The 24,979-nt window shown below is 33.4% G+C and carries 31 protein-coding genes and 1 pseudogene; 25 read left to right on the top strand and 7 right to left on the bottom strand.

What is annotated here, in order from left to right:
• Positions 1–8: 8 nt before the first annotated feature.
• The 24 genes and pseudogenes from rplX (at position 9) to A9D35_RS07480 (ending at position 17,262) form a co-directional block, all read left to right on the top strand.
• Entirely contained in the window at positions 9–320 is a 312-nt protein-coding gene (gene rplX, locus A9D35_RS07590; protein WP_066225921.1) for a 50S ribosomal protein L24, read from the top strand.
• Positions 321–322: 2 nt separating this feature from the next.
• The gene (gene rplE, locus A9D35_RS07585) at positions 323–874 is read left to right on the top strand and encodes a 50S ribosomal protein L5 (protein ID WP_066221161.1); all 552 of its coding nucleotides are present in this window, start codon (positions 323–325) and stop codon (positions 872–874) included.
• Between the two features lie 3 nt (positions 875–877).
• Complete coding sequence (rpsN, locus tag A9D35_RS07580) at positions 878–1,147, top strand: 30S ribosomal protein S14 (protein ID WP_038527313.1); 270 nt, start codon at positions 878–880, stop codon at positions 1,145–1,147.
• Between the two features lie 66 nt (positions 1,148–1,213).
• Positions 1,214–1,612, top strand: a complete 399-nt coding sequence (gene rpsH / locus A9D35_RS07575) for a 30S ribosomal protein S8 (RefSeq protein WP_066221159.1) — start codon at positions 1,214–1,216, stop codon at positions 1,610–1,612.
• A 17-nt stretch (positions 1,613–1,629) separates the two neighbouring features.
• The gene (gene rplF / locus A9D35_RS07570) at positions 1,630–2,172 is read left to right on the top strand and encodes a 50S ribosomal protein L6 (protein WP_066221156.1); all 543 of its coding nucleotides are present in this window, start codon (positions 1,630–1,632) and stop codon (positions 2,170–2,172) included.
• A gap of 13 nt (positions 2,173–2,185) precedes the next feature.
• Positions 2,186–2,542, top strand: a complete 357-nt coding sequence (rplR, locus tag A9D35_RS07565; RefSeq protein ID WP_066221153.1) for a 50S ribosomal protein L18 — start codon at positions 2,186–2,188, stop codon at positions 2,540–2,542.
• 6 nt (positions 2,543–2,548) lie between these two features.
• Positions 2,549–3,073, top strand: coding sequence for a 30S ribosomal protein S5 (rpsE, locus tag A9D35_RS07560; RefSeq protein ID WP_066221150.1), 525 nt, complete (start codon positions 2,549–2,551; stop codon positions 3,071–3,073).
• An 11-nt stretch (positions 3,074–3,084) separates the two neighbouring features.
• Entirely contained in the window at positions 3,085–3,264 is a 180-nt protein-coding gene (gene rpmD, locus A9D35_RS07555) for a 50S ribosomal protein L30 (protein WP_066221147.1), read from the top strand.
• Between the two features lie 14 nt (positions 3,265–3,278).
• Positions 3,279–3,730 (top strand): annotated as a pseudogene (gene rplO, locus A9D35_RS07550) (50S ribosomal protein L15).
• Positions 3,731–3,744: 14 nt separating this feature from the next.
• A complete protein-coding gene (gene secY / locus A9D35_RS07545; protein ID WP_066221142.1) occupies positions 3,745–5,088 on the top strand; it encodes a preprotein translocase subunit SecY in 1,344 nt (447 codons plus the stop codon).
• A gap of 11 nt (positions 5,089–5,099) precedes the next feature.
• Positions 5,100–5,315 carry a translation initiation factor IF-1 gene (gene infA, locus A9D35_RS07540; protein WP_007094967.1) on the top strand — a complete coding sequence of 72 codons (216 nt, stop codon included), beginning with the start codon at positions 5,100–5,102 and terminating at the stop codon, positions 5,313–5,315.
• A gap of 4 nt (positions 5,316–5,319) precedes the next feature.
• The gene (ykgO, locus tag A9D35_RS18355) at positions 5,320–5,436 is read left to right on the top strand and encodes a type B 50S ribosomal protein L36 (protein ID WP_013305171.1); all 117 of its coding nucleotides are present in this window, start codon (positions 5,320–5,322) and stop codon (positions 5,434–5,436) included.
• Positions 5,437–5,438: 2 nt separating this feature from the next.
• Positions 5,439–5,813, top strand: coding sequence for a 30S ribosomal protein S13 (gene rpsM, locus A9D35_RS07535; RefSeq protein ID WP_066221140.1), 375 nt, complete (start codon positions 5,439–5,441; stop codon positions 5,811–5,813).
• A gap of 98 nt (positions 5,814–5,911) precedes the next feature.
• Positions 5,912–6,304, top strand: coding sequence for a 30S ribosomal protein S11 (gene rpsK / locus A9D35_RS07530; protein ID WP_027138514.1), 393 nt, complete (start codon positions 5,912–5,914; stop codon positions 6,302–6,304).
• Positions 6,305–6,482: 178 nt separating this feature from the next.
• The gene (rpsD, locus tag A9D35_RS07525; protein WP_066221138.1) at positions 6,483–7,088 is read left to right on the top strand and encodes a 30S ribosomal protein S4; all 606 of its coding nucleotides are present in this window, start codon (positions 6,483–6,485) and stop codon (positions 7,086–7,088) included.
• A gap of 95 nt (positions 7,089–7,183) precedes the next feature.
• Positions 7,184–8,176: a DNA-directed RNA polymerase subunit alpha gene (locus A9D35_RS07520; RefSeq protein WP_066221136.1), complete on the top strand. Its 993-nt coding sequence runs from the start codon at positions 7,184–7,186 to the stop codon at positions 8,174–8,176.
• A gap of 58 nt (positions 8,177–8,234) precedes the next feature.
• Positions 8,235–8,717 carry a 50S ribosomal protein L17 gene (gene rplQ / locus A9D35_RS07515; protein WP_066221134.1) on the top strand — a complete coding sequence of 161 codons (483 nt, stop codon included), beginning with the start codon at positions 8,235–8,237 and terminating at the stop codon, positions 8,715–8,717.
• A 184-nt stretch (positions 8,718–8,901) separates the two neighbouring features.
• Positions 8,902–10,053 carry a glutamine-hydrolyzing carbamoyl-phosphate synthase small subunit gene (gene carA / locus A9D35_RS07510; RefSeq protein WP_439951253.1) on the top strand — a complete coding sequence of 384 codons (1,152 nt, stop codon included), beginning with the start codon at positions 8,902–8,904 and terminating at the stop codon, positions 10,051–10,053.
• Between the two features lie 179 nt (positions 10,054–10,232).
• A complete protein-coding gene (gene eno / locus A9D35_RS07505) occupies positions 10,233–11,522 on the top strand; it encodes a phosphopyruvate hydratase (RefSeq protein ID WP_066221130.1) in 1,290 nt (429 codons plus the stop codon).
• A 172-nt stretch (positions 11,523–11,694) separates the two neighbouring features.
• Positions 11,695–12,981, top strand: coding sequence for a citrate synthase (locus A9D35_RS07500; RefSeq protein WP_066221128.1), 1,287 nt, complete (start codon positions 11,695–11,697; stop codon positions 12,979–12,981).
• A 96-nt stretch (positions 12,982–13,077) separates the two neighbouring features.
• Positions 13,078–13,992: a dimethylarginine dimethylaminohydrolase family protein gene (locus A9D35_RS07495; protein WP_066221126.1), complete on the top strand. Its 915-nt coding sequence runs from the start codon at positions 13,078–13,080 to the stop codon at positions 13,990–13,992.
• A gap of 77 nt (positions 13,993–14,069) precedes the next feature.
• A complete protein-coding gene (locus A9D35_RS07490) occupies positions 14,070–14,663 on the top strand; it encodes a SprT-like domain-containing protein (protein WP_066221123.1) in 594 nt (197 codons plus the stop codon).
• A 10-nt stretch (positions 14,664–14,673) separates the two neighbouring features.
• Positions 14,674–15,753, top strand: coding sequence for a mannose-1-phosphate guanylyltransferase (locus tag A9D35_RS07485; protein ID WP_066221120.1), 1,080 nt, complete (start codon positions 14,674–14,676; stop codon positions 15,751–15,753).
• A 3-nt stretch (positions 15,754–15,756) separates the two neighbouring features.
• Positions 15,757–17,262, top strand: a complete 1,506-nt coding sequence (locus A9D35_RS07480) for a DUF389 domain-containing protein (protein ID WP_066221117.1) — start codon at positions 15,757–15,759, stop codon at positions 17,260–17,262.
• Here A9D35_RS07480 and A9D35_RS07475 read toward each other — a convergent pair.
• Both A9D35_RS07475 and A9D35_RS07470 read right to left on the bottom strand, forming a co-directional pair.
• Entirely contained in the window at positions 17,259–18,026 is a 768-nt protein-coding gene (locus tag A9D35_RS07475) for an ABC transporter ATP-binding protein (RefSeq protein WP_066221115.1), read from the bottom strand. The genes A9D35_RS07480 and A9D35_RS07475 overlap by 4 nt on opposite strands.
• Positions 18,026–18,763, bottom strand: a complete 738-nt coding sequence (locus A9D35_RS07470; protein WP_066221113.1) for an MlaE family ABC transporter permease — start codon at positions 18,761–18,763, stop codon at positions 18,026–18,028. Before A9D35_RS07470 ends, A9D35_RS07475 begins: the two co-directional genes overlap by 1 nt.
• A 115-nt stretch (positions 18,764–18,878) precedes the next feature.
• On the opposite strand from A9D35_RS07470, the gene pafA reads away from it, so the two are divergent.
• Positions 18,879–20,531: an alkaline phosphatase PafA gene (pafA, locus tag A9D35_RS07465; RefSeq protein WP_066221108.1), complete on the top strand. Its 1,653-nt coding sequence runs from the start codon at positions 18,879–18,881 to the stop codon at positions 20,529–20,531.
• 49 nt (positions 20,532–20,580) lie between these two features.
• Here pafA and A9D35_RS07460 read toward each other — a convergent pair whose 3' ends face one another.
• The 5 genes from A9D35_RS07460 to ftsH all read right to left on the bottom strand — a co-directional run bounded on the left by A9D35_RS07460 (position 20,581) and on the right by ftsH (position 24,977).
• The gene (locus A9D35_RS07460) at positions 20,581–20,847 is read right to left on the bottom strand and encodes an acyl-CoA-binding protein (protein ID WP_066221106.1); all 267 of its coding nucleotides are present in this window, start codon (positions 20,845–20,847) and stop codon (positions 20,581–20,583) included.
• On the bottom strand, positions 20,847–21,497 hold the full coding sequence (locus A9D35_RS07455; protein WP_066221103.1) for a phosphatidylserine decarboxylase family protein: 651 nt from the start codon (positions 21,495–21,497) through the stop codon (positions 20,847–20,849). The genes A9D35_RS07460 and A9D35_RS07455 overlap by 1 nt, the downstream gene beginning before the upstream one ends.
• Positions 21,487–22,308: a phosphatidate cytidylyltransferase gene (locus A9D35_RS07450; protein WP_066221097.1), complete on the bottom strand. Its 822-nt coding sequence runs from the start codon at positions 22,306–22,308 to the stop codon at positions 21,487–21,489. The genes A9D35_RS07455 and A9D35_RS07450 overlap by 11 nt, the downstream gene beginning before the upstream one ends.
• Before the next feature lies 1 nt (position 22,309).
• Positions 22,310–22,921, bottom strand: coding sequence for an LUD domain-containing protein (locus tag A9D35_RS07445; protein ID WP_066221094.1), 612 nt, complete (start codon positions 22,919–22,921; stop codon positions 22,310–22,312).
• Between the two features lie 118 nt (positions 22,922–23,039).
• Positions 23,040–24,977: an ATP-dependent zinc metalloprotease FtsH gene (gene ftsH, locus A9D35_RS07440; protein ID WP_066221092.1), complete on the bottom strand. Its 1,938-nt coding sequence runs from the start codon at positions 24,975–24,977 to the stop codon at positions 23,040–23,042.
• Between the last annotated feature and the right edge of the window lie 2 nt (positions 24,978–24,979).

The following is a 24,979-nucleotide window of genomic DNA, read 5'->3' as shown; positions in this document are numbered from 1 at the left end:
CTAATAAGATGACAAAGCTTAAGATAAAATCTGGAGATACTGTAAGAGTAATAACTGGAGATCATAAAGGATCTGAAGGAAAAGTACTTAAAGTATTAACCGATAAGAACAAAGCGATTGTTGAGGGTGTTAACTTGGTGAAGAAACATACTAAGCCAAGTGCACAAAACCCTCAAGGAGGAATCGTAGAAAAAGAAGCTCCTATTCAAATATCTAACTTATCATTATTAACTGCTAAAGGGGAAACTACTAGAGTGGGTTATAAAATGGAAGGCGATAAGAAAGTGAGATTTTCTAAAAAATCTAATGAAGTAATATAGTTATGGCATATTCACCGAGACTTAAAGAAGAGTATAATGGCAAAGTAATTGCTGCTCTTACAGAAGAATTTGGATATAAGAATGTTATGCAAGTTCCAAAATTATCTAAGATAGTAATATCTAAAGGTGTTGGAGCTGCCGTTGCAGATAAAAAATTAGTGGACTACGCAGTAGAAGAACTAACAACTATATCTGGACAAAAAGCTATAGCAACTATATCTAAAAAAGATGTTGCATCTTTCAAATTACGTAAAGGGATGCCAATTGGTGCAAAAGTTACGTTACGAGGAGAAAGAATGTACGAATTTTTAGACCGTTTAGTAACTTCAGCCTTACCTCGTGTAAGAGATTTTGGAGGAATTAGAGCTACTGGATTTGACGGAAGAGGTAATTATAACCTTGGAATTGAAGAACAAATTATTTTTCCAGAAATAGACATTGATAAAGTGAATAAAATTTCTGGAATGGATATAACTTTTGTAACTTCGGCAGCTACTGATAAGGAAGCAAAATCATTATTAACAGAACTAGGTTTACCTTTTCAAAAGAACTAAGATATGGCTAAAGAATCAATGAAAGCCCGTGAGGTTAAAAGAGCAAAAACTGTAGCTAAATATGCAGAAAAACGTAAAGCTTTAAAAGAAGCTGGCGATTATGAAGCATTACAAAAGTTACCAAAAAATGCTTCTCCTGTACGTATGCACAACAGATGCAAACTAACAGGTAGACCAAAAGGGTATATGCGTACATTTGGTATTTCTCGTGTAACATTCAGAGAAATGGCAAATAACGGTCTTATTCCAGGTGTAAGAAAAGCAAGCTGGTAAAAATAATTATAAATTGGTTTCAGGTTCAATTTAAAGATTGAAAACCAAAACCGCAAATTAATACATATGTATACAGATCCAATAGCGGATTATCTAACAAGAATTAGAAATGCTGTGCGTGCTAACCACAGAGTGGTTGAGATACCTGCATCTAATTTGAAAAAAGAAATCACAAAAATATTATTCGACCAAGGATATATTTTAAGTTACAAATTCGATGATTCTACTGTACAAGGAACAATTAAAATTGCCCTTAAGTACAATAAAGAAACCAAAGAGCCTGTAATTAAGAAGATTCAAAGAATCAGTAAACCAGGTTTACGTAAGTATGCTAGTTCAACCGAACTACCTAGAATTTTAAATGGTCTTGGAATTGCCATTGTTTCTACTTCTCACGGAGTAATGACAGGAAAACAAGCCAAGCAAGAAAATGTAGGTGGTGAAGTATTATGTTACGTTTACTAATTTAAAGACTATAAGAAATGTCAAGAATAGGTAATAATCCAGTCGCAATTCCAGAAGGAATTACAGTTGATATTAAGGATAATATTGTTACAGTAAAAGGAAAGTTAGGAGAATTAACTCAAGAGTTTTCTGCGGTATCAATAAAAGTTGAAGATGGAAATGTTATAGTTGAGCGTTCTTCAGATAAAAAAGAAGAAAAATCTAAACACGGACTTTACAGAGCATTAATCAATAACATGATTCAAGGTGTAAGTAAAGGTTGGACTAAAGAATTAGAATTAGTTGGTGTTGGATATAGAGCTACAAATCAAGGACAAAAACTAGATTTAGCATTAGGATTTTCTCATAACATTGTTTTAGACGTTGCTCCAGAAGTAAAAGTTGAAACAGTTTCAGAGAAAGGTAAGAACCCTATAGTAAAACTAACGTCTCACGATAAGCAACTTGTTGGACAAGTAGCAGCAAAAATTAGAGGCTTTAGAATTCCTGAACCTTACAAAGGAAAAGGAATTAAGTTTGTAGGAGAAATAATTAGAAGAAAAGCAGGTAAATCAGCTTAATAATTTATAAGTTATGGCGTTAACAAAAAACGAAAGACGATTAAGAATTAAAAGCAGAGTCCGTAAAATAGTTTCTGGTACAGAAGCTAGACCAAGATTATCTGTTTTTAGAAGTAATAAAGAAATTTATGCTCAGATAGTAGATGATGTAACTGGTAAAACTATCAGTGCAGCATCTTCAAGAGATAAAGATATTAGTGCTGCAAAAGGAACGAAAACAGAAGTTGCTACTTTAGTAGGAAAGTCTGTAGCTGAGAAAGCTTTAAAAGCAGGTGTAGAAACTATTTCTTTTGATAGAGGTGGATATTTATACCATGGTAGAGTAAAATCATTAGCTGAAGGAGCTAGAGAAGCAGGACTTAAATTCTAAGAAATTATGTATCAAAAATACAAAAGCGCAGAGCTAGTAAAACCAAGTGGATTAGATCTTAAAGATCGTTTAGTTGGTGTGCAGAGAGTTACAAAAGTAACTAAAGGTGGTAGAGCATTTGGTTTTTCAGCAATCGTAGTGGTTGGTGATGAAGCAGGTGTAGTAGGTCACGGTTTAGGAAAGTCTAAAGATGTTGCAAGTGCTATTGCTAAAGCAGTAGAAGATGCAAAGAAAAATTTAGTGCGTATTCCTATCGTAAAACGTACATTACCACATGAACAAAAAGGAAAATTTGGTGGAGCAAGAGTAAACATTATTCCTGCAGCTCCTGGTACAGGGGTTATTGCTGGTGGAGCTGTAAGAACAGTTTTAGAAGCAGTAGGTGTACATGATGTATTATCTAAGTCTCAAGGTTCATCAAACCCTCATAACGTTGTTAAGGCAACTTTTGACGCATTATTACAATTAAGAAGTGCAGATTCAATTGCTAAAGATAGAGGCGTTTCATTAGAAAAAGTTTTTAAAGGTTAATAGCGATAGAAATGGCAAAGATTAAAGTAACGAAAGTTAAAAGCGCAATTAAACGTACACAAAGACAAAAGAGAACTTTAGAGGCTCTTGGTCTTAAACGTATTGGGCAAGTCGTAGAGCATGAAAACACACCAAATATTCTTGGTATGGTTGCTAAAGTAGAACACTTAGTTTCTGTAGAAGAAGCTTAATAATAAACTGAGAAATGGATTTAAGTAATTTAAAACCTGCACAAGGTTCAGTTAAAAATCAAGGAAAAGAATAGGTCGTGGACAAGGATCTGGTAAAGGTGGTACTGCAACTCGTGGTCACAAAGGAGCCAAGTCTCGTTCTGGTTATTCTAAGAAGATTGGTTTTGAAGGAGGGCAAATGCCACTTCAACGTCGTGTTCCTAAATTTGGTTTTACTAACATTAACCGTGTAGAATACCAAGGTGTAAACCTAGATTCTTTACAACAATTGGTTGATGATAAGAAAATTAAAGACACGGTAGATTTAGACACTTTATTATCTTTAGGTGTAACTGGAAAAAATGATCTAGTTAAAATCTTAGGTAGAGGAGAACTAAAAGCAAAATTAAAAGTAACTGCTCATAAATTTACTGCTTCAGCAAAAGCTGCTATTGAAGCTGCAGGAGGAGAAGCTGTAACTTTATAATCACGTAATAGCGCATGAAATTTATAGAAACGTTAAAGAATGTTTGGAAAATTGAGGAGTTAAGAAATAGAATCATCCTTACAGTTGGTCTATTATTAGTTTATCGATTTGGTGCTCAAGTAGTTTTACCAGGTATTGATGCAGCACAATTGGAAACCTTACAAGATAATACAGATTCTGGATTATTAGGTTTGTTAAATGCATTTACCGGTGGAGCTTTTGCTAATGCATCTATATTCGCCTTAGGTATTATGCCTTACATTTCTGCTTCTATTGTAGTGCAGTTAATGGGAATTGCAATTCCTTACTTGCAAAAATTACAAAAAGAGGGTGCAAGTGGGCAAAAGAAAATTAATCAAATCACGCGTTGGTTAACTATCGCAATATGTTTGGTGCAAGCACCTGGATATTTAGCTAGTTTACCTAGTTTAGGAATTCCTCAAAGTGCGTTCTTATTAGGACAAGGAGGTTTATTCTATTCGTCTTCTATAATCATCTTAGTTACAGGTTGTATCTTTGCTATGTGGTTAGGAGAGAAGATTACAGATAAAGGTATTGGAAATGGTATTTCACTATTAATTATGGTGGGTATTATTGCACGTTTACCATTATCGTTCTTCCAAAACGCGGCGTCACGTTTAGAAGGTAATAACGTAATGTTAATACTTATAGAATTGGTGCTGTGGTTTGTAATTATCTTTGCTTCAATCATGCTTATTATGGCAGTAAGAAAAATTGCTGTACAATATGCAAGACGTACTGCCTCTGGAGGATACGAGAAAAACATAATGGGATCTAGACAATACATCCCTTTAAAACTTAACGCTTCTGGAGTAATGCCAATCATTTTTGCTCAAGCTATTATGTTTGTACCAGGTTTAATTGGTGGAACTGCCTTTATGAAAGACACTTCTGCTGGACAATGGTTACAATCACAATTTTCTGATATATTCGGATTTTGGTATAATTTATTATTCGCATTTTTAATTATCATATTTACGTATTTCTATACTGCAATTACAGTTCCTACGAACAAAATGGCAGACGATTTAAAACGTAGTGGTGGATTTATTCCTGGTATTCGTCCAGGATCTGAAACATCAGAATATTTAGATAAAATTATGTCTCAAATAACATTACCAGGATCTATTTTCTTAGCCTTAATAGCTGTGTTTCCTGCAGTTGTTGTAAAGTTAATGAACGTACAATCAGGATGGGCCTTATTTTTTGGAGGTACTTCACTATTAATTTTAGTGGGAGTTGCAATTGATACGATGCAACAGGTAAATTCTTACTTGTTGAATAGACACTATGATGGCTTGATGAAAACTGGTAAAAATAGAAAAGCAGTAGCTTAATATATTATACAATGGCAAAACAAGCAGCAATAGAACAAGACGGAACAATTATAGAAGCATTATCTAATGCTATGTTTCGTGTTGAGTTAGAGAATGGTCACATTGTGACTGCACACATATCTGGTAAAATGCGTATGCATTACATTAAATTGTTACCAGGAGATAAAGTAAAATTAGAAATGAGTCCTTACGATTTAACTAAGGCTAGAATAACTTATAGATACTAATACGATGAAAGTAAGAGCATCAGTTAAAAAAAGAAGTGCAGATTGTAAAATCGTGCGTAGAAAAGGTAGACTTTACGTAATTAACAAAAAGAATCCTAGATTCAAACAAAGACAAGGGTAGTTATGGCAAGAATTGCAGGTGTAGACATACCAAAACAGAAAAGAGGAGTAGTCTCTTTAACTTATATCTACGGAGTAGGTACAAGTAGAGCAAAAGAAATTTTAGCAGCTGCTAAAGTTGACGAAAACACTAAAGTTCAAGACTGGACAGACGATCAAATAGGAAATATTCGTGAAGCTGTTGCAACTTATACTATTGAAGGTGAGTTACGTTCTGAAACACAATTAAGCATTAAGCGATTAATGGATATTGGATGTTATAGAGGTATTCGTCATAGAGCAGGTCTTCCATTAAGAGGACAACGTACTAAAAACAACTCTAGAACTAGAAAAGGTAGAAGAAAAACTGTTGCTAACAAAAAGAAGGCAACTAAATAATTAAAAGTCATTGGTATTTAGTCGTTAGATGAATCTGTTTGAAATTGAAAAGTTTAGGATTCTATCACTAACAACTAACAACTAGAAACTAAAATAATATGGCAAAGTCAAATACAAAGAGTACTAAAAAACGTAAAGTTATAGTAGACTCTGTAGGAGAAGCTCACGTTACTGCTTCTTTTAACAACATCATTATTTCACTTACCAACAAAAAAGGAGACGTAATTTCTTGGTCTTCTGCTGGTAAAATGGGATTTAGAGGATCTAAGAAAAACACACCTTACGCTGCTCAATTAGCTGCTGAAGATGCTGCTGCGGTTGCACAAGAAGCTGGTTTAAAGAAAGTAAAGGTTTACGTTAAAGGTCCAGGAAATGGTAGAGAATCTGCTATCCGTTCTATTCATAATGCAGGAATTGAAGTAACGGAAATTATCGATGTTACTCCATTACCACATAATGGATGTCGTCCTCCAAAACGTAGAAGAGTATAATTTACGTTTAAATATAAAAAAAATTAATATCAGCTTCATATACAGTTGGTATTAATTTTTTTATGTGTAAATTTGCAGTCTTAAAAAAATAATTTAACAAGTATAAACAAGAGATTAACGATTATCGAAGGATAAGATTAAGACCTTAATTCATAATCACTCTTAAAAACAATTAGAAATGGCAAGATATACTGGTCCTAAAACTAAAATAGCTCGTAAATTTGGTGAAGCTATTTTTGGAGATGATAAATCTTTCGAGAAAAGAAATTACCCTCCAGGTCAACACGGAGCGAACAAGCGTCGTGGAAAAAAATCTGAATACGCAATCCAATTAATGGAGAAGCAAAAAGCGAAATATACTTACGGTATATTAGAGCGTCAATTTAGAGGTTTATTCAAAAAAGCAACAGCTGCACAAGGTATTACTGGTGAGGTGTTATTACAATTATGTGAGTCTAGATTAGACAATGTGGTATTTAGAATGGGATTATCTCCTTCTAGAAGTGGTGCTAGACAATTAGTTTCTCACAGACACATTACGGTTAACGGAGAAATTGTAAACATTCCTTCTTACCAATTAAAAGCTGGAGATGTAGTAGCTGTTAGAGAAAAATCTAAATCACTTGAAGCTATTGATAGATCTTTATCAAATTCAAGTCAAGTATACGAATGGATTACTTGGAATTCTGAAACTAAGCAAGGAACTTATGTATCTGTACCTGCTAGAATTCAAATTCCAGAAAACATCAACGAGCAGTTCATCGTCGAATTATATTCTAAATAATAAATAAACACATTGGTATTTAGCCAAAGGGTTAATTTGTATTTCTTCAAACTTATTAACCGCGCAACTAAATAACAATTAAAACGAAGAAAAATATGGCAGTATTTAATTTTCAGAAGCCCGATAAAGTAATCATGATCGATTCTACTGATTTCGAAGGTAAATTCGAATTCAGACCTCTAGAACCTGGTTATGGTTTAACAGTTGGAAACGCTTTAAGAAGAGTTTTACTTTCTTCTTTAGAAGGTTTCGCAATTACATCGGTTAGAATTGAAGGTGTAGATCATGAATTCTCAACAATACCTGGTGTTGTAGAAGATGTTACAGAAATTATTTTAAATTTAAAACAAGTTCGTTTTAAAAGACAAATTGAAGATGTAGATAACGAATCTGTTTCTATTTCTGTTTCTGGACAAAATCAAATCACAGCAGGAGATTTCCAAAAATTTATTTCAGGTTTCCAAGTTTTAAATTCAGATTTAGTAATCTGTAACTTAGATCCTAAAGTAAGTGTAAACATGGAAATTTCTATTGAAAAAGGTAGAGGATATGTGCCTGCAGAAGAAAATAAAAAAGCTACTGCTCCAATAGGAACTATTTTTACAGATTCTATTTATACACCAATAAAAAATGTAAAGTATAGCATTGAGAACTACCGTGTAGAACAAAAAACAGATTACGAAAAGTTAATTTTCGAAATTCAGTCAGACGGTTCTATTACGCCTCAAGATGCTTTAACTGAAGCAGCAAAAACATTAATCCACCACTTCATGTTATTCTCTGATGAGCGTATTACATTAGAAGCAGATGAGATTGCACAAACTGAAACTTACGATGAAGAATCTCTTCATATGAGACAGTTGCTTAAAACAAAATTAGTTGATATGGATCTTTCGGTTCGTGCGCTTAATTGTTTAAAAGCTGCAGAAGTGGATACATTAGGTGACTTAGTATCATTCAACAAAAATGATTTAATGAAGTTCCGTAACTTCGGTAAAAAATCTTTAACAGAGCTTGAAGAGCTTGTAAACGTAAAGGGTTTAAATTTCGGAATGGATTTATCAAAATACAAATTAGATAAAGATTAATTAATCATATTTTGCTCCTCGATCTCGAGTTTAGTAGCAAGATGATAACACAAATGTCATGAGACACGGAAAAAAAGTAAACCACTTAGGTAGGCAAACAGCGCATAGAAAGGCAATGCTTGCTAATATGGCTTGTTCTTTAATAGAACACAAACGTATTAATACTACAGTTGCTAAAGCGAAAGCTTTAAAACAATTTGTAGAGCCTTTAGTAACTAAGTCTAAAGCAGATACAACACACAACAGACGTATTGTATTTAGTAAATTAAGACAAAAAGAAGCTGTAACTGAATTATTCAGAGAAGTTGCTACTAAAGTAGGTGATAGACCAGGAGGATACACTCGTATTATTAAACTTGGTAATCGTTTAGGAGATAACGCTGATATGGCAATGATAGAATTAGTTGATTACAACGAAATCTATAATGCTGGTAAAGCTGAAAAGAAAACAACTCGTAGAAGTAGAAGAGGTGGCTCGAAAGCTGCTGCTCCAGCTGCTCCAAAAGTTGATGACACTAAAGCTTCTAACGAAGAAGAATAAATGTTATACGCATATTATAAATAAAAAGAGGCTACCCTAATTAAGGGTGGCCTTTTTTTTTATATTTGCACGAAATTATTTTAAAAAACTAAATATATTTTTGTGAAGTTTAGTTTCTGTTCAAAGTTTATAACGATTGATTCTATTTAATTTATAAATTGATCACATTTTATAGAAACTCTACATTTTACAAGTTATTAATAACTACATCAATTTTGTAACGCATTTTAAAAATGAAATATCAAAAAGAAATAAGGCAGTTGTATTATTAGCGGATGGTACCATTTTTCATGGTAAAGTTGTAGGTAATAGAGAAGGAACTGCGTTTGGAGAAGTTTGTTTTAATACGGGTATGACAGGGTACCAAGAAATATTTACAGACCCTTCATATTTTGGGCAATTAATGGTTGCTACCAATGCACATATAGGAAACTATGGTACAGAAAAATCTGAAGTAGAATCTGATAGTATTAAAATATCAGGTTTAATTTGTAAGAACTTTAGTTATGAGTTTTCTCGGGATTCGGCAGATGCAAGTTTAGAATCGTTTTTAAATGATAACAATTTATTAGCGGTTTCCGATGTAGATACTCGAGCTCTTGTTAGTTACATTAGAGATAATGGAGCCATGAATGCATTAATTTCTACAGATGTAGACAATATTGAAGGCTTAAAAGAACAATTAAAGGACATTCCAGATATGAATGGTCTAGAGTTGGCTTCTAGTGTTTCTACCAAAGAACCATATTTTGTTGGAGACGAAAATGCATCCATTAAAATCGCCGCCTTAGATTTAGGTATAAAAAAGAATATTTTACGTAACCTTGCTAAACGCGGGGCATATATAAAAGTATTTCCTTTCGATTCTACTTTCGAGGATTTAAGTGCTTTTAATCCAGATGGGTATTTCTTATCTAATGGTCCTGGAGATCCAGAGCCATTAATATCTGCTCAAAACGTAGCAAAAGAAATTATTAAAAGAGATTTACCAGTATTCGGTATTTGTTTAGGGCACCAAGTAATCGCTTTAGCAAATGGGGTGTCTACTTATAAAATGCATAATGGACATCGTGGTATTAATCACCCTGTTAAAAACTTAATCACTGGAAAGGGAGAAATTACATCTCAAAATCATGGTTTTGCTGTAAATCGTGAAGAGGTAGAAGTACATCCAGATCTTGAAGTTACACATGTTCACTTAAACGACAATACGGTTGCAGGATTACGAATGAAAAATAAAAACTGTTTTTCTGTACAATATCATCCAGAAGCGAGTCCTGGACCAAACGATGCTGAATATTTGTTCGATCAATTCATCGAAAATATTAAGAAATAATTAAGAGTTCACGTCTAAAAAACCTCAATTAAAGCTTGCTTTATTTGAGGTTTTTTTGTTACGAAATCATTGTAGTAATAATATAGCATAAATATAACATTTTTTGTTAAAATTTAGTTTAACATTTTCGTAAATTAGTGCTTTAAAAACAATAAAATAACCTTTTAAATAACAATACGATGAGCATAATTATTAATATTCATGCAAGACAAATTTTAGATTCTCGTGGAAATCCAACAGTAGAAGTAGATGTAGTTACAGAAAATGGCGCGTTTGGACGAGCGGCTGTTCCTTCAGGAGCATCAACCGGTGAACATGAAGCAGTAGAATTAAGAGATGGTGGTAAAGCATACATGGGCAAAGGTGTTTCTAAAGCTGTAGAGAATGTAAATACTATTATTGCTGAAGAATTATTAGGTATGTCTGTTTTCGAACAAAATCAGATTGATCAAATAATGATTGATTTAGATGGGACTCCAAATAAATCTAAATTAGGAGCAAATGCTATTTTAGGTGTGTCTTTAGCAGTTGCTAAAGCTGCCGCTTTCGAATTAGGTGTTCCGTTATACCGTTATGTAGGTGGTGTATCTGCTAACACGTTGCCAGTTCCTATGATGAACATTATTAATGGTGGTTCTCATAGTGATGCGCCTATTGCATTCCAAGAATTTATGATTATGCCTGTAAAAGCCAAAAACTTTACACACGCTATGCAAATGGGAACAGAAATTTTCCATAACCTTAAAAAAGTATTACACGATAGAGGTTTAAGCACTGCTGTAGGTGATGAAGGAGGTTTTGCACCAACTTTAGAAGGCGGAACAGAAGATGCTTTAGATTCTATTAAAGTAGCTGTTGAAAAGGCTGGATATTCTTTCGGTGACGAAGTTATGATTGCTTTAGATTGTGCTGCTGCAGAATTTTATGTAGATGGTAAATACGATTATACTAAATTTGAAGGTTCAGCTGGAAAAATCAGAACTAGTGAAGAGCAAGCAGAATACTTAGCAGAATTATCAGCTAAATATCCAATTATCTCAATTGAAGATGGAATGGATGAAAATGACTGGGAAGGATGGAAACTACTTACAGACAAAATTGGTGATAAAGTACAATTGGTAGGAGATGATTTATTTGTTACAAACGTAGAACGTTTATCTCGTGGGATTGACGAAGGTATCGCTAACTCTATCCTTATTAAAGTAAACCAAATTGGTTCTTTAACAGAAACAATAGCAGCTGTAAATATGGCTAAGAATGCGGGGTATACATCAGTAATGTCTCACCGGTCTGGTGAAACTGAAGATAATACTATTGCAGATTTAGCCGTGGCGTTAAACTGTGGTCAAATTAAAACAGGTTCAGCTTCTAGAAGTGACCGTATGGCGAAATACAATCAGTTATTACGTATCGAAGAAGAATTAGGAGAAGTAGCTTATTATCCTCAAGGAAAAGCGTTTAAATTCTAGTAAATCTTTAAACATATTTGGAAAGCGATTATTTTTTGAAATAATCGCTTTTTTTTATGCGAATTTTTATCTAATCTTTATTTAAATGGTTCATTTATTATATTAATAAATCGTGATAGATTTCGTATTTTAGCCGGAACCAATAAAATTAGAATAACACAAGTAAATTAATATGTCAAATACAGCCACAATTGAAATCGATGGGAAAAAATATGAATTTCCTTTAGTTACAGGAACCGAAAATGAAGTTGCAATAGATATAAGTACACTAAGAACGGCTACAGAAGGTGTAATAACAATAGACCCAGGATTTAAAAACACAGGTTCTTGCGAAAGTGCAATAACATTTTTAGATGGAGAAAAAGGAATTTTAAGATATCGAGGATATTCAATAGAAGAAATTGCTGAAAAAGTAGACTTCCTAGAAGTTGCTTATCTTCTAATTTTTGGAGAATTACCTACGAAAGAACAAAATGATAAATTCCACGCTGATATTAAAGCTGAATCTGCAGTAGATGAGGATATAAAGAAAATTTTAGAAGCATTCCCTAAATCGGCACACCCGATGGGAATTATCTCATCTTTAACAAGTGCCTTAACAGCATTTAATCCAACTTCGGTAAATGTAAATTCTGAAGCGGAAATGTATAGAGCCATTGTTAAGATTTTAGGTAAAATGCCTGTTTTAGTTGCTTGGACTATGCGTAAAAAGCAAGGTTTACCTCTTGATTATGGAGATGAATCTTTAGGATATGTTGAAAATATCCTTAAAATGATGTTCTCTAAACCTAACCGTGCCTATGAGCAAAACCAAGTTTTAGTAGATGCTTTAGATAAATTATTAATCTTACATGCAGACCACGAACAAAATTGTTCAACATCAACAGTACGTATCGTAGGATCTTCACATGCAGGGTTATTTGCATCAATTTCTGCTGGTATTTCTGCACTATGGGGACCACTTCATGGAGGTGCTAACCAAGCGGTATTAGAAATGCTTCAAGCTATAGAAGCTGATGGTGGAGACACTAAAAAGTATATGGCTAAGGCTAAAGATAAAAATGATCCATTTAGATTAATGGGATTCGGACACAGAGTGTATAAAAACTTCGATCCTCGTGCTAAAATAATTAAGAAAGCTGCAGACGAAGTATTAAATGCTTTAGGTATAGAAGATCCTATCTTAGATATTGCTAAAGGTTTAGAAAAAGAAGCTCTAGAAGATCCATACTTTGTAGATAGAAAATTATATCCAAACGTAGACTTTTACTCAGGAATTATTTATAGAGCCATGAATATTCCAACAGAAATGTTTACTGTAATGTTTGCAATTGGTCGTTTACCAGGATGGATTGCACAATGGAGAGAAATGCGTTTAAGAAAAGAACCAATCGGACGTCCTCGTCAGTTATACATTGGGGAAACTTTAAGACCTTTTGTAGACGTAGATAAACGTTAAGAAGTTTTATATATTAAAAATCTAATGTCATTTTGGATGATTCTAAAGCATTTTATTGTTTTAAAATTTTCAAAATGACATTTTTATTTCATATTTATGTTATCATTAAATGTCTCAAACGAAACGTCTAGACTACGTGCAGTAGTGTTAGGAACAGCAATTAGTAATGGAGCTGTTCCTGCTATTGAAGATGCTTACGACCCAAAATCTATCGAACATATAAAAGCAGGCACCTATCCTATCGAGGAAGATATGGTGAAAGAAATGGAAGCCGTAGCTAAGGTTTTTGAAAAGTATAATGTTACAGTTTTTCGGCCTAAAGTAATAGAACATTACAACCAGATTTTTGCTCGTGATATAGCCTTTGTAATCGACGATAAATTAATAAAAGCTAATATTCTTCCGGATAGAGAACAAGAAGTAGAAGCTATACAACACGTTATCCAATTAATTAAACCCGAAAACATTATTAAACCGCCAGAGGAAGTTCATATTGAAGGGGGCGATGTCATGTTGTGGAACGATCATATTTTTATCGGAACCTATAAAGGGAGCGATTATCCAAATCATATTACGGCTAGAACGAATATGGAGGGCGTAAATTTTATAAAAAATCTTTTCCCTAATAAAACTGTAAAAGAATTCGATTTGGTAAAATCGAAAACAGATCCTCGAGATAATGCATTGCATTTAGATTGTTGTTTTCAACCGGTAGGGAAAAACAAGGGGATTATTTTTAGAGACGGTTTTAAAGAAGCGTCCGATTATCAGTATTTAGTTAATTTGTTTGGAGAAGAAAACTTATTTCATATTACAAGAGATGAAATGTACAATATGAATAGTAATGTGTTTTCTATTGCTGAAAATGTGGTGATTTCTGAACAAAATTTCACAAGATTAAACACCTGGTTAAGAGCTTGTGGTTTTACTGTAGAAGAAGTGCCTTATGCCGAAATATCTAAACAAGAGGGCTTATTACGCTGTTCTACAATGCCTTTAATTAGAGATTAATCTCAAGCTTGTTTTCATAAAGCTTAAAGGTATAATAATGTTGAAATTAATTTACTTTCGCGTACATTTGTAGCACAATGCAGAATACACTTCAACGCTATATTCCTCAATATGCAGTTCCTAAAGTAATGGAACTATTGGCTAACGATAAGCTCGATTTTGTAGTTAAAAAAGAACGCAAAACAAGACATGGCGATTATAGGAAGTTGACTAACGGCAGACATTTAATAACAGTAAATTCCAATTTAAATCCATATCGGTTTTTAATTACTTTAATTCACGAAATTGCACATTTCGAGGCTTTTCAGGCTTATGGTAGAATGATAAAACCACACGGGAAGGAATGGAAGCAAACTTTTCAATATTTAATGTTGCCGTTTTTAAATCCCCAAGTATTTCCTGAAGAGTTATTACCTTTATTAGCAAGACATTTTAGAAATCCTAAAGCGACAAGCGATACCGACCACATCTTAGCATTAGCCTTAAAACAATTTGATGAAAATTCAAATAAAACATATATTTTTGAGGTTCCAGAAGGAAGTGTTTTTAAAATCCATAATGGGAGGCAATTTAAAAAGGGAAATAGACGTGTAAAGCGTTTTGAATGTATAGAGATTAAAACGGGTAAAATATATTTGTTTAACCCGAACGTAGAAATAGAAGTTATTTAAGAAAAAATAAATGAACAAGAATAATTACGCCATTATTATGGCAGGAGGAGTAGGGTCTAGATTTTGGCCAGTAAGTATGAATAGTTTTCCTAAACAATTTCATGATATGTTAGGCACCGGAGACACGTTAATTCAAAAGACGTTTCAACGTTTATCTCGTTTTATTCCGAAAGAAAACATTTATATTTTAACCAATGAAGCTTATAACGATCTTGTTCTAGAACAACTACCAGAGGTAACACAACAACAAGTGGTTCTAGAGCCAGCAATGAAAAATACAGGACCTTGTATTTTGTATGCCGCTTTAAAAATTCAGAAAGAAAATCCAGATGCGCTCATGTTGGTAGCACCCAGCGACCATTGGATTGAAGATGAAGATGCTTTTTCAAGAAATGTGTTAACCGCTTTCGATTTTTGTAAGGAAAATGATGCTTTAATGACTTTAGGTATCGAACCAACCTTTCCAAATACAGGATATGGATATATTGAATTTGATACAGAAACGGAAAATGTGGTAAAACCCGTTAAACAATTCAGAGAAAAACCAGATTACGATACGGCTAAATCGTTTATAAAACAAGGGAATTTTGTTTGGAATGCAGGTATTTTTATGTGGAGTGTTGAAAGTGTTTTAAAAGCATTTGAAATCAATCAGCCAACATTATTTCAATTATTTAAAAACGGAATGTCGGCTTATAATACAGATACTGAAACCGAATTTATAAATGAAAATTATATAAAAGCGGAAAATATTTCTGTGGATTATGCCATTATGGAACCATCGAAAAATGTGTATGTATTATCGGCACAATTCGATTGGAACGATCTTGGTACCTGGGGAAGTTTATACGATAAATTAGATAAAGATTCTAATAATAACGCCGTAGTAAATGCAAGAACTTTAGTTCAGGATGCAAGTGGTAATATGATTAGAACCCAAAATGATAAAATTGTTGTTATAGAAGGTTTAAATGACTATATTATAATTGATAAAGACGACGTTTTACTAATCTATCCTAAAGAAAAAGAACAAGGAATTAAGGAGGTTCGTAATACGGTTAAAGATGAGTTTGGTGAAAACTACTGTTAATATATGAGCGAGAATAAGTTTAACTTTTCTGAAGAGGAAGCCGATAAAGAAAAAGAGGCCGCACAAGATGCCGCTGTAAAAGATTCTAAGCAAGCCATTAAAAAAGATGCTATTGGTTTACTTGGGAATATTAAAAATTTCTTATCAGAGCTTTTAGATTTTAGACAAGATACAGATCAGCAAGCCACTATTGATGCCATTAAGGGAGATATTCCTTTTAAAGGTGCTACAGCTTGGATTTTGATTTGTTCTATCTTTGTGGCTTCTGTCGGATTAAACGCTAATTCTACTGCTGTTGTTATTGGTGCCATGTTAATTTCGCCGTTAATGGGACCTATTCTAGGTATTGGTCTATCGGTTGCCATTAATGATATTGACACGCTGAGAAAATCCATAATTAACTTTGGAGTTATGATTTTCTTAAGTGTATTAACAGCCTTCCTATTCTATAAATTTTTCCCATTACAAGAGGAGTCTTTAGAGCTTTTAGCACGTACGAAACCTGATATTAGAGATGTTTTAATTGCATTTTTTGGTGGTGCCGCATTAATTATTGCGAGAACTAAAAAGGGTACTATCGCTTCTGTTATTTTTGGGGTTGCTATTGCAACAGCTTTAATGCCTCCGTTATGTACAGTAGGTTATGGTTTGGCTGTGGCTTTCGATGATTTTTCTAAAGGAATTGGTTATGCTTCGGGTGCATTTTACCTGTTCATGATTAACACCATATTTATTGCATTGGCCACTTTTATTGCGCTTAAAATTTTAAGGTTCCCAATGATTAAATACGTGAATTCTCAGAAAAGAAAACGTATTTCTCAATTTGCGTCCGTTCTAGCCGTTGTAGCTATGATTCCTGCAATTTGGACATTTATAGATGTTTTAAAAGAAAGTAACTTTAAAAGAGAAGCCCAATTGTACTTAGATCGTGAACTTAAGGGTTTACCACAGTATGAATACGTAAAGAAAAATGTGGTTTATAAATATTCTAATGGGAAAGAAGGCTCTAGTATCGAATTTAACACCTATGGTTTAGGTTATATACCAACGGAAACGATAGAGCTTCTAAAAGCAAGATTAGCAGATTATCCAGCGCTTAGAAATGCTCATTTTAATTTTAATCAGAACAGATCTAACTTAGATAATGTAAAATATATGGAGCAATTGCGATATCGCGATTCTTTAGATTTACTTTCACAAAGTCAGAAAATCGTGTTCTTAGAGAAAAAAGTGAGTCAGTTACAATATCTAGAAGATAGAACTATTCCATTTCAAGAAGTAATGAAGGAGGTTCATATTAATTACGAAAACCTAGACATGTTTAGTTATTCTACTGTCATAACCTCGAATTTCGATAAGATTGATACCCTTCCTGTATTCGCAGTACGTTGGAAAAAGGACAAAAAATTAAATGAAGATGTTATTGAGAAAGAGCAAGATAAATTAGAACGCTGGTTGAAATTGAAATTAGATTTGGATACCTTAACAGTTAAACGAATTAAACACTAAAGGTTTTCTTCGATATACATTTTACGCACCTTTTTAAACAATTCTGAAGAATATACAAAGTCGGTTACAACTTCGTTGTCGGTTTTAAAAATGGTTTGGTTAGAGCCTTCCCAAGCTTTTAAACCATCCTTTAAAAACACAATTTTTTCACCTATTTCCATTACAGAATTCATATCGTGAGTATTTATTACCGTCGTGATATCGTATTCGTCAGTGATTTCTTGAATAAGATTATCGATAACAATTGCAGTTTTAGGATCTAAACCAGAGTTTGGTTCGTCGCAAAATAAATACTTAGGTTTATTTACTATAGCACGTGCTATAGCCACACGTTTTTGCATTCCTCCAGAAGCTTCAGAAGGTAATTTATTATGAGCGTCCTCAAGATTAACACGTTTTAATACAAAGTCTACACGGTCGCTCATTTCACTTTTACTTTGCTTTGTAAACATACGTAAAGGGAACATCACGTTTTCTGCAATAGTCATAGAATCGAATAAGGCACTGCCTTGAAAAACCATTCCAATTTCAGATCTTAAATTCCGTTTTTGATCTTCAGACAATTGTGAAAAAATTCTCCCTTCGTAAGAGATACTGCCCTCTTCATAATCGAATAAGCCTAACAAACATTTTAAGAAAACGGTCTTCCCAGAACCACTTTGGCCTATAATAAGATTGGTCTTTCCTTTTTCAAAAGTCGTACTAATACCTTTTAAAATATGAGCATCTCCAAAGGATTTGTGTAAATCTTTAACTTCAATCATTAGCTTAAAAGGATTTGGGTTAGAATGAAATTCAATGTAATAATGGCAACACTAGTCCATACAAAAGATACCGTACTCGCTTTACCAACATCTAAGGCGCCACCTTTCATATAATACCCATGAAAGGATGGTATGGTCGCCAAAAGGAAAGCAAAACCAATAGTTTTTATAAAAGCATACACAATATGGTAAGGTATGAATTCGTCTTGTAAACCTACAATATAATCGTTAATGGTAGCAAAATCTCCAAAAGCACAAGCGGCCAATCCTCCAATAATTCCTAAAAACATAGAAATAGAAATAAGAAACGGATAAAGCATAAGCGCTACCAGTTTTGGGAACACCAAATAGTTAAGCGAATTAATACCCATAACTTCTAAGGCATCAATTTGCTCGGTTACCCGCATAGTTCCGATACTAGATGTAATAAAGGACCCTACTTTACCAGCCATAATTACCGAGATGAAAGTAGGCGCAAATTCTAAAATTACCGATTGCCGTGTCGCAAAACCAATTAAAGATTTTGGCACTAATGGATTATCCATGTTTAAGGCGGTTTGAATGGTAACAACACCCCCAACAAAAAAGGAAATAAACGCAACGATTCCTAAAGAACCAATAATTAAATCGTCTATATCTTTTAAGATGAGTTTTTTCATAACCGACCATTTGGTGGGTTTTTTGAAAATCTCAATAATCATCAAGACGTAAGCGCCAATACTGTGCAGATAACTCATAGAATATTTTGTAATTGCTAAAGTAAAAAATTACTAGAACTTATTTAATGATTATTTAAATTAAGAAAGATTTTAAAAACCTTATTTTTGCATTTCTATATATAATTTATCATTTATGAAAAAATCAATATTATTTTTTGTGTCTAGCTTGTTATGTATGTCAAGTTTTGCCCAAAAAATACAAGACAATGAAGCGTCTCAAATTTATGTAAAACCAAAGTTAGTGGTTGGAATTGTAGTAGACCAAATGCGCTACGATTATTTAACGCGATTTTATAATAAATACGGTGAAGGAGGCTTTAAACGTATGATGAATGAAGGTTTTAATTGTAAAAATAATCATTTTAATTACATACCTACGTATACAGCACCGGGACATGCTTCTGTTTATACAGGAACGTCTCCTATGAATCATGGTATTATTGGTAATAATTGGTACGATAAGGAAAGTAAAACAAGTGTGTATTGTGCAGGAGATTCTACCGTAGCTTCTGTAGGGACTGCAGATAAAGCAGGAAAAATGTCACCACACCGTATGATGACCACATCTTTTGCCGATGAAAATAGATTATTTACACAAATGCAGGGGAAAACTATTGGTGTTTCTGTAAAAGACCGTGGTGCAATTTTACCGGCGGGACATACAGCTAATGCCGCGTATTGGTTTCATGGAAAAGACGAAGGTGTTTTTATTTCTAGTACTTACTATCAAGAAAAATTACCAAAATGGGTAGAAAAGTTTAACGATTCTAAAACTGCTAAATCGTATTTAAAAGATTGGAATACGCTTTATAATATTAAGACGTATACTGAAAGTGGTGACGATTTAAATGCCTTCGAAGGTGGTTTTAAAGGTAAAGAAACTGCTACTTTCCCTTACGATTTAAAGAAACTAAGTAAGGAGAATGGTGGTTTCGATATTATTAAATCGACACCTTACGGAAACAGTATAGTAGCAGATTTTGCAATGGCAGCTGTTAAGGGTGAGGATTTAGGGCAGGACGACATTACCGATGTTTTAACTGTAAGTTTCTCTTCAACAGATTATGTTGGTCATAATTTTGGGGTAAGTTCTAAAGAAGTAGAAGATACTTATATTAGATTAGATAAGGACTTAGAACGTTTCTTCGACATGTTAGATAAAACTGTTGGTAAAGGGGAGTACACGGTCTTTTTAACAGCAGATCATGGTGCTGTTGAAGTGCCTGCGTATTTGCATGAGCACAATGTTCCTGCTGGTTATTTTGAAAAGAAGGGATTTAAATCGAACTTAAATGATTTTACAACAAAAACATTTGGTTCTTCAGATTTAATTGAAAACATAAGTAACAACCAAATCTTTTTAGATCGTGAAAAAATAAAAGTTTTAGGGCTTAATTTAGAAGATGTACAACAAGCCATTGCCAACGAACTAATAACTTTAGATAATATTTATTACGCCTATACAGCTTCAACTATCGCAAAAGGAGCATTTACAAACGGCATAGAGAGTTTGTTTAAAAATGGTTATAATTTAAAACGTTCTGGAGATGTGCTTTTCGAGTACAATCCTGCGGTAATTTCTTATAGCAAAACAGGTTCAACCCATGGTTCTGGTTTAAATTACGATACCCATGTACCGTTACTATTTTTCGGAAAGGGTATTAAACACGGAAGTACTTTGCAAAAAACAGAAATTATAGATATCGCGCCAACCATTTCTGGCTTGTTAGGTATTAGTTTCCCAAATGGTGCAACAGGACAGCCATTAGAATTCGTTTTAGAATAAAAGGAGAATCTTAATTAAAAAATTTTTATACAGGAGGTAGTTTCAACAACTACTTTCTGTATAAAAAATAATTGTTTACAAGATCGATGTAAATGCGTTTTGCCTCGTCTTGAGAAATATCTTTAACTTGAAATAGCGCATTTGTTTTAAATGCATTAATAATAGGTTTGCCACTGCTTGGCCTCCCATAATCATTGGTAGCTTTTTTGTAGTAAGCATACAGGCGCAGAAGAAAATCTGCAGGAAAAGGTCCCGGCAAATTATTTATACGCTCTACAGCATCTTTAAAATTAATATCTAATTCTTCAGAAGTCATTATAATTCTGCTATAATACTTTCACCACCTTTAACCTTCTCATTAAGAGAGACGTTAATTTTGGTTCCTAAAGGTAAAAATAAATCGACTCTTGAACCAAATTTTATAAAACCTGAATCTGCTGCTTGGACAGCAGTATCTCCAACTTTAGCATAATTTACGATACGTTTTGCTAAAGCTCCTGCTATTTGTCGGTGTAACACTTTACCAAAGGTTTTGTTTTCTACAACCACAGTTGTGCGCTCGTTTTCTTCACTAGCTTTTGGGTGCCATGCTACTAAAAACTTTCCAGGATGGTATTTACTAAACACCACTTCACCTCCAATAGGGTAGCGGGTTACGTGTACATTTATAGGCGACATAAATACGCTTACTTGTAGGCGTTTCTCTTGAAAATATTCTTTTTCGAAAACTTCTTCAATTACTACAACCTTTCCATCTACAGGAGATAGCACCTGGCTGTCATTAAGAAGACCTTTACGTTTTGGATTTCTAAAGAATTGTAATATCAGGATTAAAAATCCGAAAAGCACAAAGAATAAAAGGTAACGTAACCATAAAATAGATACGTAATTATCAATAACTAAAAACGAAATAATTACTAATACAAAAGTGATTAAAATAATTTTAAAACCTTCTTTATGAAACATAATCTAATATTCTTAAAAACAAATAAATAAATGGTGATGCGAATATAATACTGTCTAAACGATCTAATAGACCTCCATGTCCAGGCATAATTACTCCGCTATCTTTTGCATTAACCTGACGTTTAAATTTAGACTCAACCAAATCTCCTAACGTTCCAAATACACTTATTATGATTGCCATAATAAGCCATTGAGAAAAGTTTAATGTGTGCGTAAAGGTAGCAATAAAATAGCTAGCTATACACGAAAAAAATAAGCCTCCAATAAAACCTTCAACGGTTTTTTTAGGCGAAATTTTTTCGAATAACTTTTGTCTACCAAAATTTTTACCTACTAAAAACGCAAATGTATCGTTAACCCAAACCAAAATAAAAGAACCTAATAAAATACCTGGGTGGTATTTATTATCGAATCGTGCAATTAACATGAAGAATACAAATGCACTAGATAGGTAAAAGGTGGTTAATAAAAAGCGTTTAAATTTAAATAAAGGAATACCCTTTCTAGAGAATAAATCTTTAATTAAAAATAGGTTTACAAATATGGAAAGTGTAAGAAGTATTTGTGTAGCTTCATTAAATCCTTGTAATTTAGGAGATAACATATGCCAATATCCAAATCCAAAATAGATAAGAATAAAAATTATATACGGTAAAAATGCTCTAAACTCTATTAGTTTTTTGAATTCAGCAATGCTAATTATTCCGAAAATAAAAAATAAAATGGTTAATGCATGTTCATTGAAAAGGGATCCAATGAGTAATACAACGTATATTAAACCAAAAAATGCTCTGGTAACAATTTCTTTCATGTTAGAGGTCTTCTAAGAGCAGCAAATATAGGTTTTTTGAATTACTACCGTAAGTCATGAAGTTTTTTTCCTCAACAGATTTAAAATGTTTTATAGTTGTAATATTTGTTGGTATTCTTTGTGTGTTTTTAGATTTTATACCGCGAAGTCCTTCGCCTATACTTCCAACAATTTGACTTGTAGTGGCGAAGACTATAAAATTACTAGGTAAATCTATAAGTTTTTTTTCTGCAATTTGATTGGATGTAATTAGTAAAGAACCATCGTCTGCAATTAAATTTTCACAACTGGTAAGAAAGTATGTGGCATCTGTATCGTTTGGCATAGCCATGTTTAAACTGGAAGAAGCGAAACGCTTTTTTAATTCGTTATCAAGAATTAGGATTTTTTTGTCTTCCCAGCTATTCTCTTCTATTATAAAATCTAGTGTTTGGAATACTTCGTCGGTATTCTCGCAATACAAAAATTTACCACCATTGGCTTTAAAGTTTATAGTGAACTTCTCGTCAATAGGTAAGTTGACTTCTGGCATATATTTACCTCTGTCCTCAGATTGTATTTCTTCTTCTGATTTATTGGATTTGGAACCAAAAAGTTTTCTAAATAGACTCATTAAGACACGCGCTATTAATCTGTATTATATCGGGTTTGTCCAAAGATAAAAAATCTTAAATTAACCCAACGGTTAATTTAAGATTTTTCCTGCTATTAAGTATAAACAACTTAATAAATTATTTATCTAAAAGTGGTTTTAATTCTGGATCGAACGGACGTTTACCAAAAATCTTTTCTAGATTGTCTTTAAAGATAACTTCTTTCTCTAAAAGAACTTCAGCTAACTCGGTAAGCTTGTCTTTGTTCTCTTCAAGAAGTTTTATAGCTCTTTGATATTGAATTTCAATGATTTCTGAAATTTCAGAATCTATTAGTTCTGCCGTTTTTTCACTATATGGTTTTGTAAATCCATATTCGTTTTGGCTAGATGAATCGTAATAGGTTAAATTACCAACCTTATCACTTAATCCATAAACAGTAACCATTGCTCTTGCTTGTTTTGTTACTTTTTCTAAGTCACTTAAAGCTCCAGTAGATATTTTATTGAAAATAACATGTTCTGCAGCACGACCTCCTAAAGCAGCACACATTTCGTCTAGCATTTGTTCTGGTCTAACAATTAAGCGTTCTTCTGGTAAATACCATGCAGCACCTAAAGAGCGACCACGAGGTACAATAGTAACTTTTACCAATGGAGCAGCGTGCTCTAACATCCAGCTAACTGTAGCATGACCAGCTTCGTGGAATGCAATAGCTTTCTTTTCGCTAGGGGTAATAATTTTATTTTTCTTTTCTAATCCACCAACAATACGGTCTACAGCATCAAGGAAATCTTGCTTATCTACAGCTTTTTTACCTTGCCTTGCAGCGATTAAAGCGGCTTCGTTACATACATTTGCAATATCTGCACCAGAGAATCCAGGAGTTTGTTTAGCTAAGAAATCGGTATCTAAGTTCTCGGCTTTTTTGATAGGTCTTAAATGAACTTCAAAAATTTCTTTACGTTCTCTAATGTCTGGTAAATCAACAAAAATTTGTCTGTCAAAACGTCCAGCACGCATTAAGGCGCTATCTAAAACATCTGCTCTGTTGGTTGCGGCTAATACAATTACATTTGTATTTGTACCAAAACCATCCATTTCTGTTAATAATTGGTTTAAGGTGTTTTCTCTTTCATCGTTAGATCCTGAGAAATTACTTTTCCCTCTTGCACGACCAATCGCATCAATTTCATCAATAAAGATAATTGCTGGCGACTTTTCTTTTGCTTGTTTAAATAAATCTCTTACACGAGAAGCACCTACACCCACAAACATTTCAACGAAATCTGAACCAGATAAAGAGAAAAAAGGAACTTTAGCTTCACCAGCAACGGCTTTAGCTAATAAGGTTTTACCTGTTCCTGGAGGTCCTACTAATAGGGCTCCTTTAGGGATTTTACCACCTAAAGAGGTATACTTTTCTGGGTTTTTAAGGAAGTCTACAATTTCTTGTATTTCTTCTTTTGCGCCTTCTAAACCAGCTACATCTTTAAATGATGTTTTTACATCGGTATTTTGGTCGAATAACTTTGCTTTCGATTTTCCTATGTTGAAAATTTGTCCGCCAGCGCCGCCTCCGCCGCCTCCAGACATTCTTCGCATAATGAAAATCCACACTCCTATTAATAGTATAAATGGAAGTAAGCCAATAAGGAAATCTCCCCAAAGGTTTTGTTCGGTTTTATAATTTATAGTAGTTTTTAAATTTAAGTCTTTAATAGTAGAGCTTAATTGATTTTCGAAATTCTGTAAATCACCAAATTCAAAGCTGTAGTTTGGTAATTTAGTTGCCGTTGGCAATAGGGTAGAGGGTTTCGATTTTTTATGCTCTTCTTTTTGTAAAGCTTCATCTGTTAAAAAGACTTCGGCTTCTCTTTTATTTACAATTTCTACACTGGCAACATCACCAGCTTTCAGATAATTCATAAACTCTGAAGGCGTTGTAGTGCTAGCATCTTGTAGACTTGTGCTATTAAAAACTTGCATTGCAATAAAAATTAAAATTATTGCTCCATAAATCCAATACGGATTTAATTTTGGTTTCTTATTGGGAGTTTTCTTCTCGTTTGCCATTA

The organism is Formosa haliotis, assembly GCF_001685485.1.
GTDB classification, from domain to species: Bacteria; Bacteroidota; Bacteroidia; order Flavobacteriales; family Flavobacteriaceae; genus Formosa; species Formosa haliotis.
Note: the sequence above shows the minus strand (reverse complement) of the source record. Positions and strands in the feature narration are given on the sequence as shown.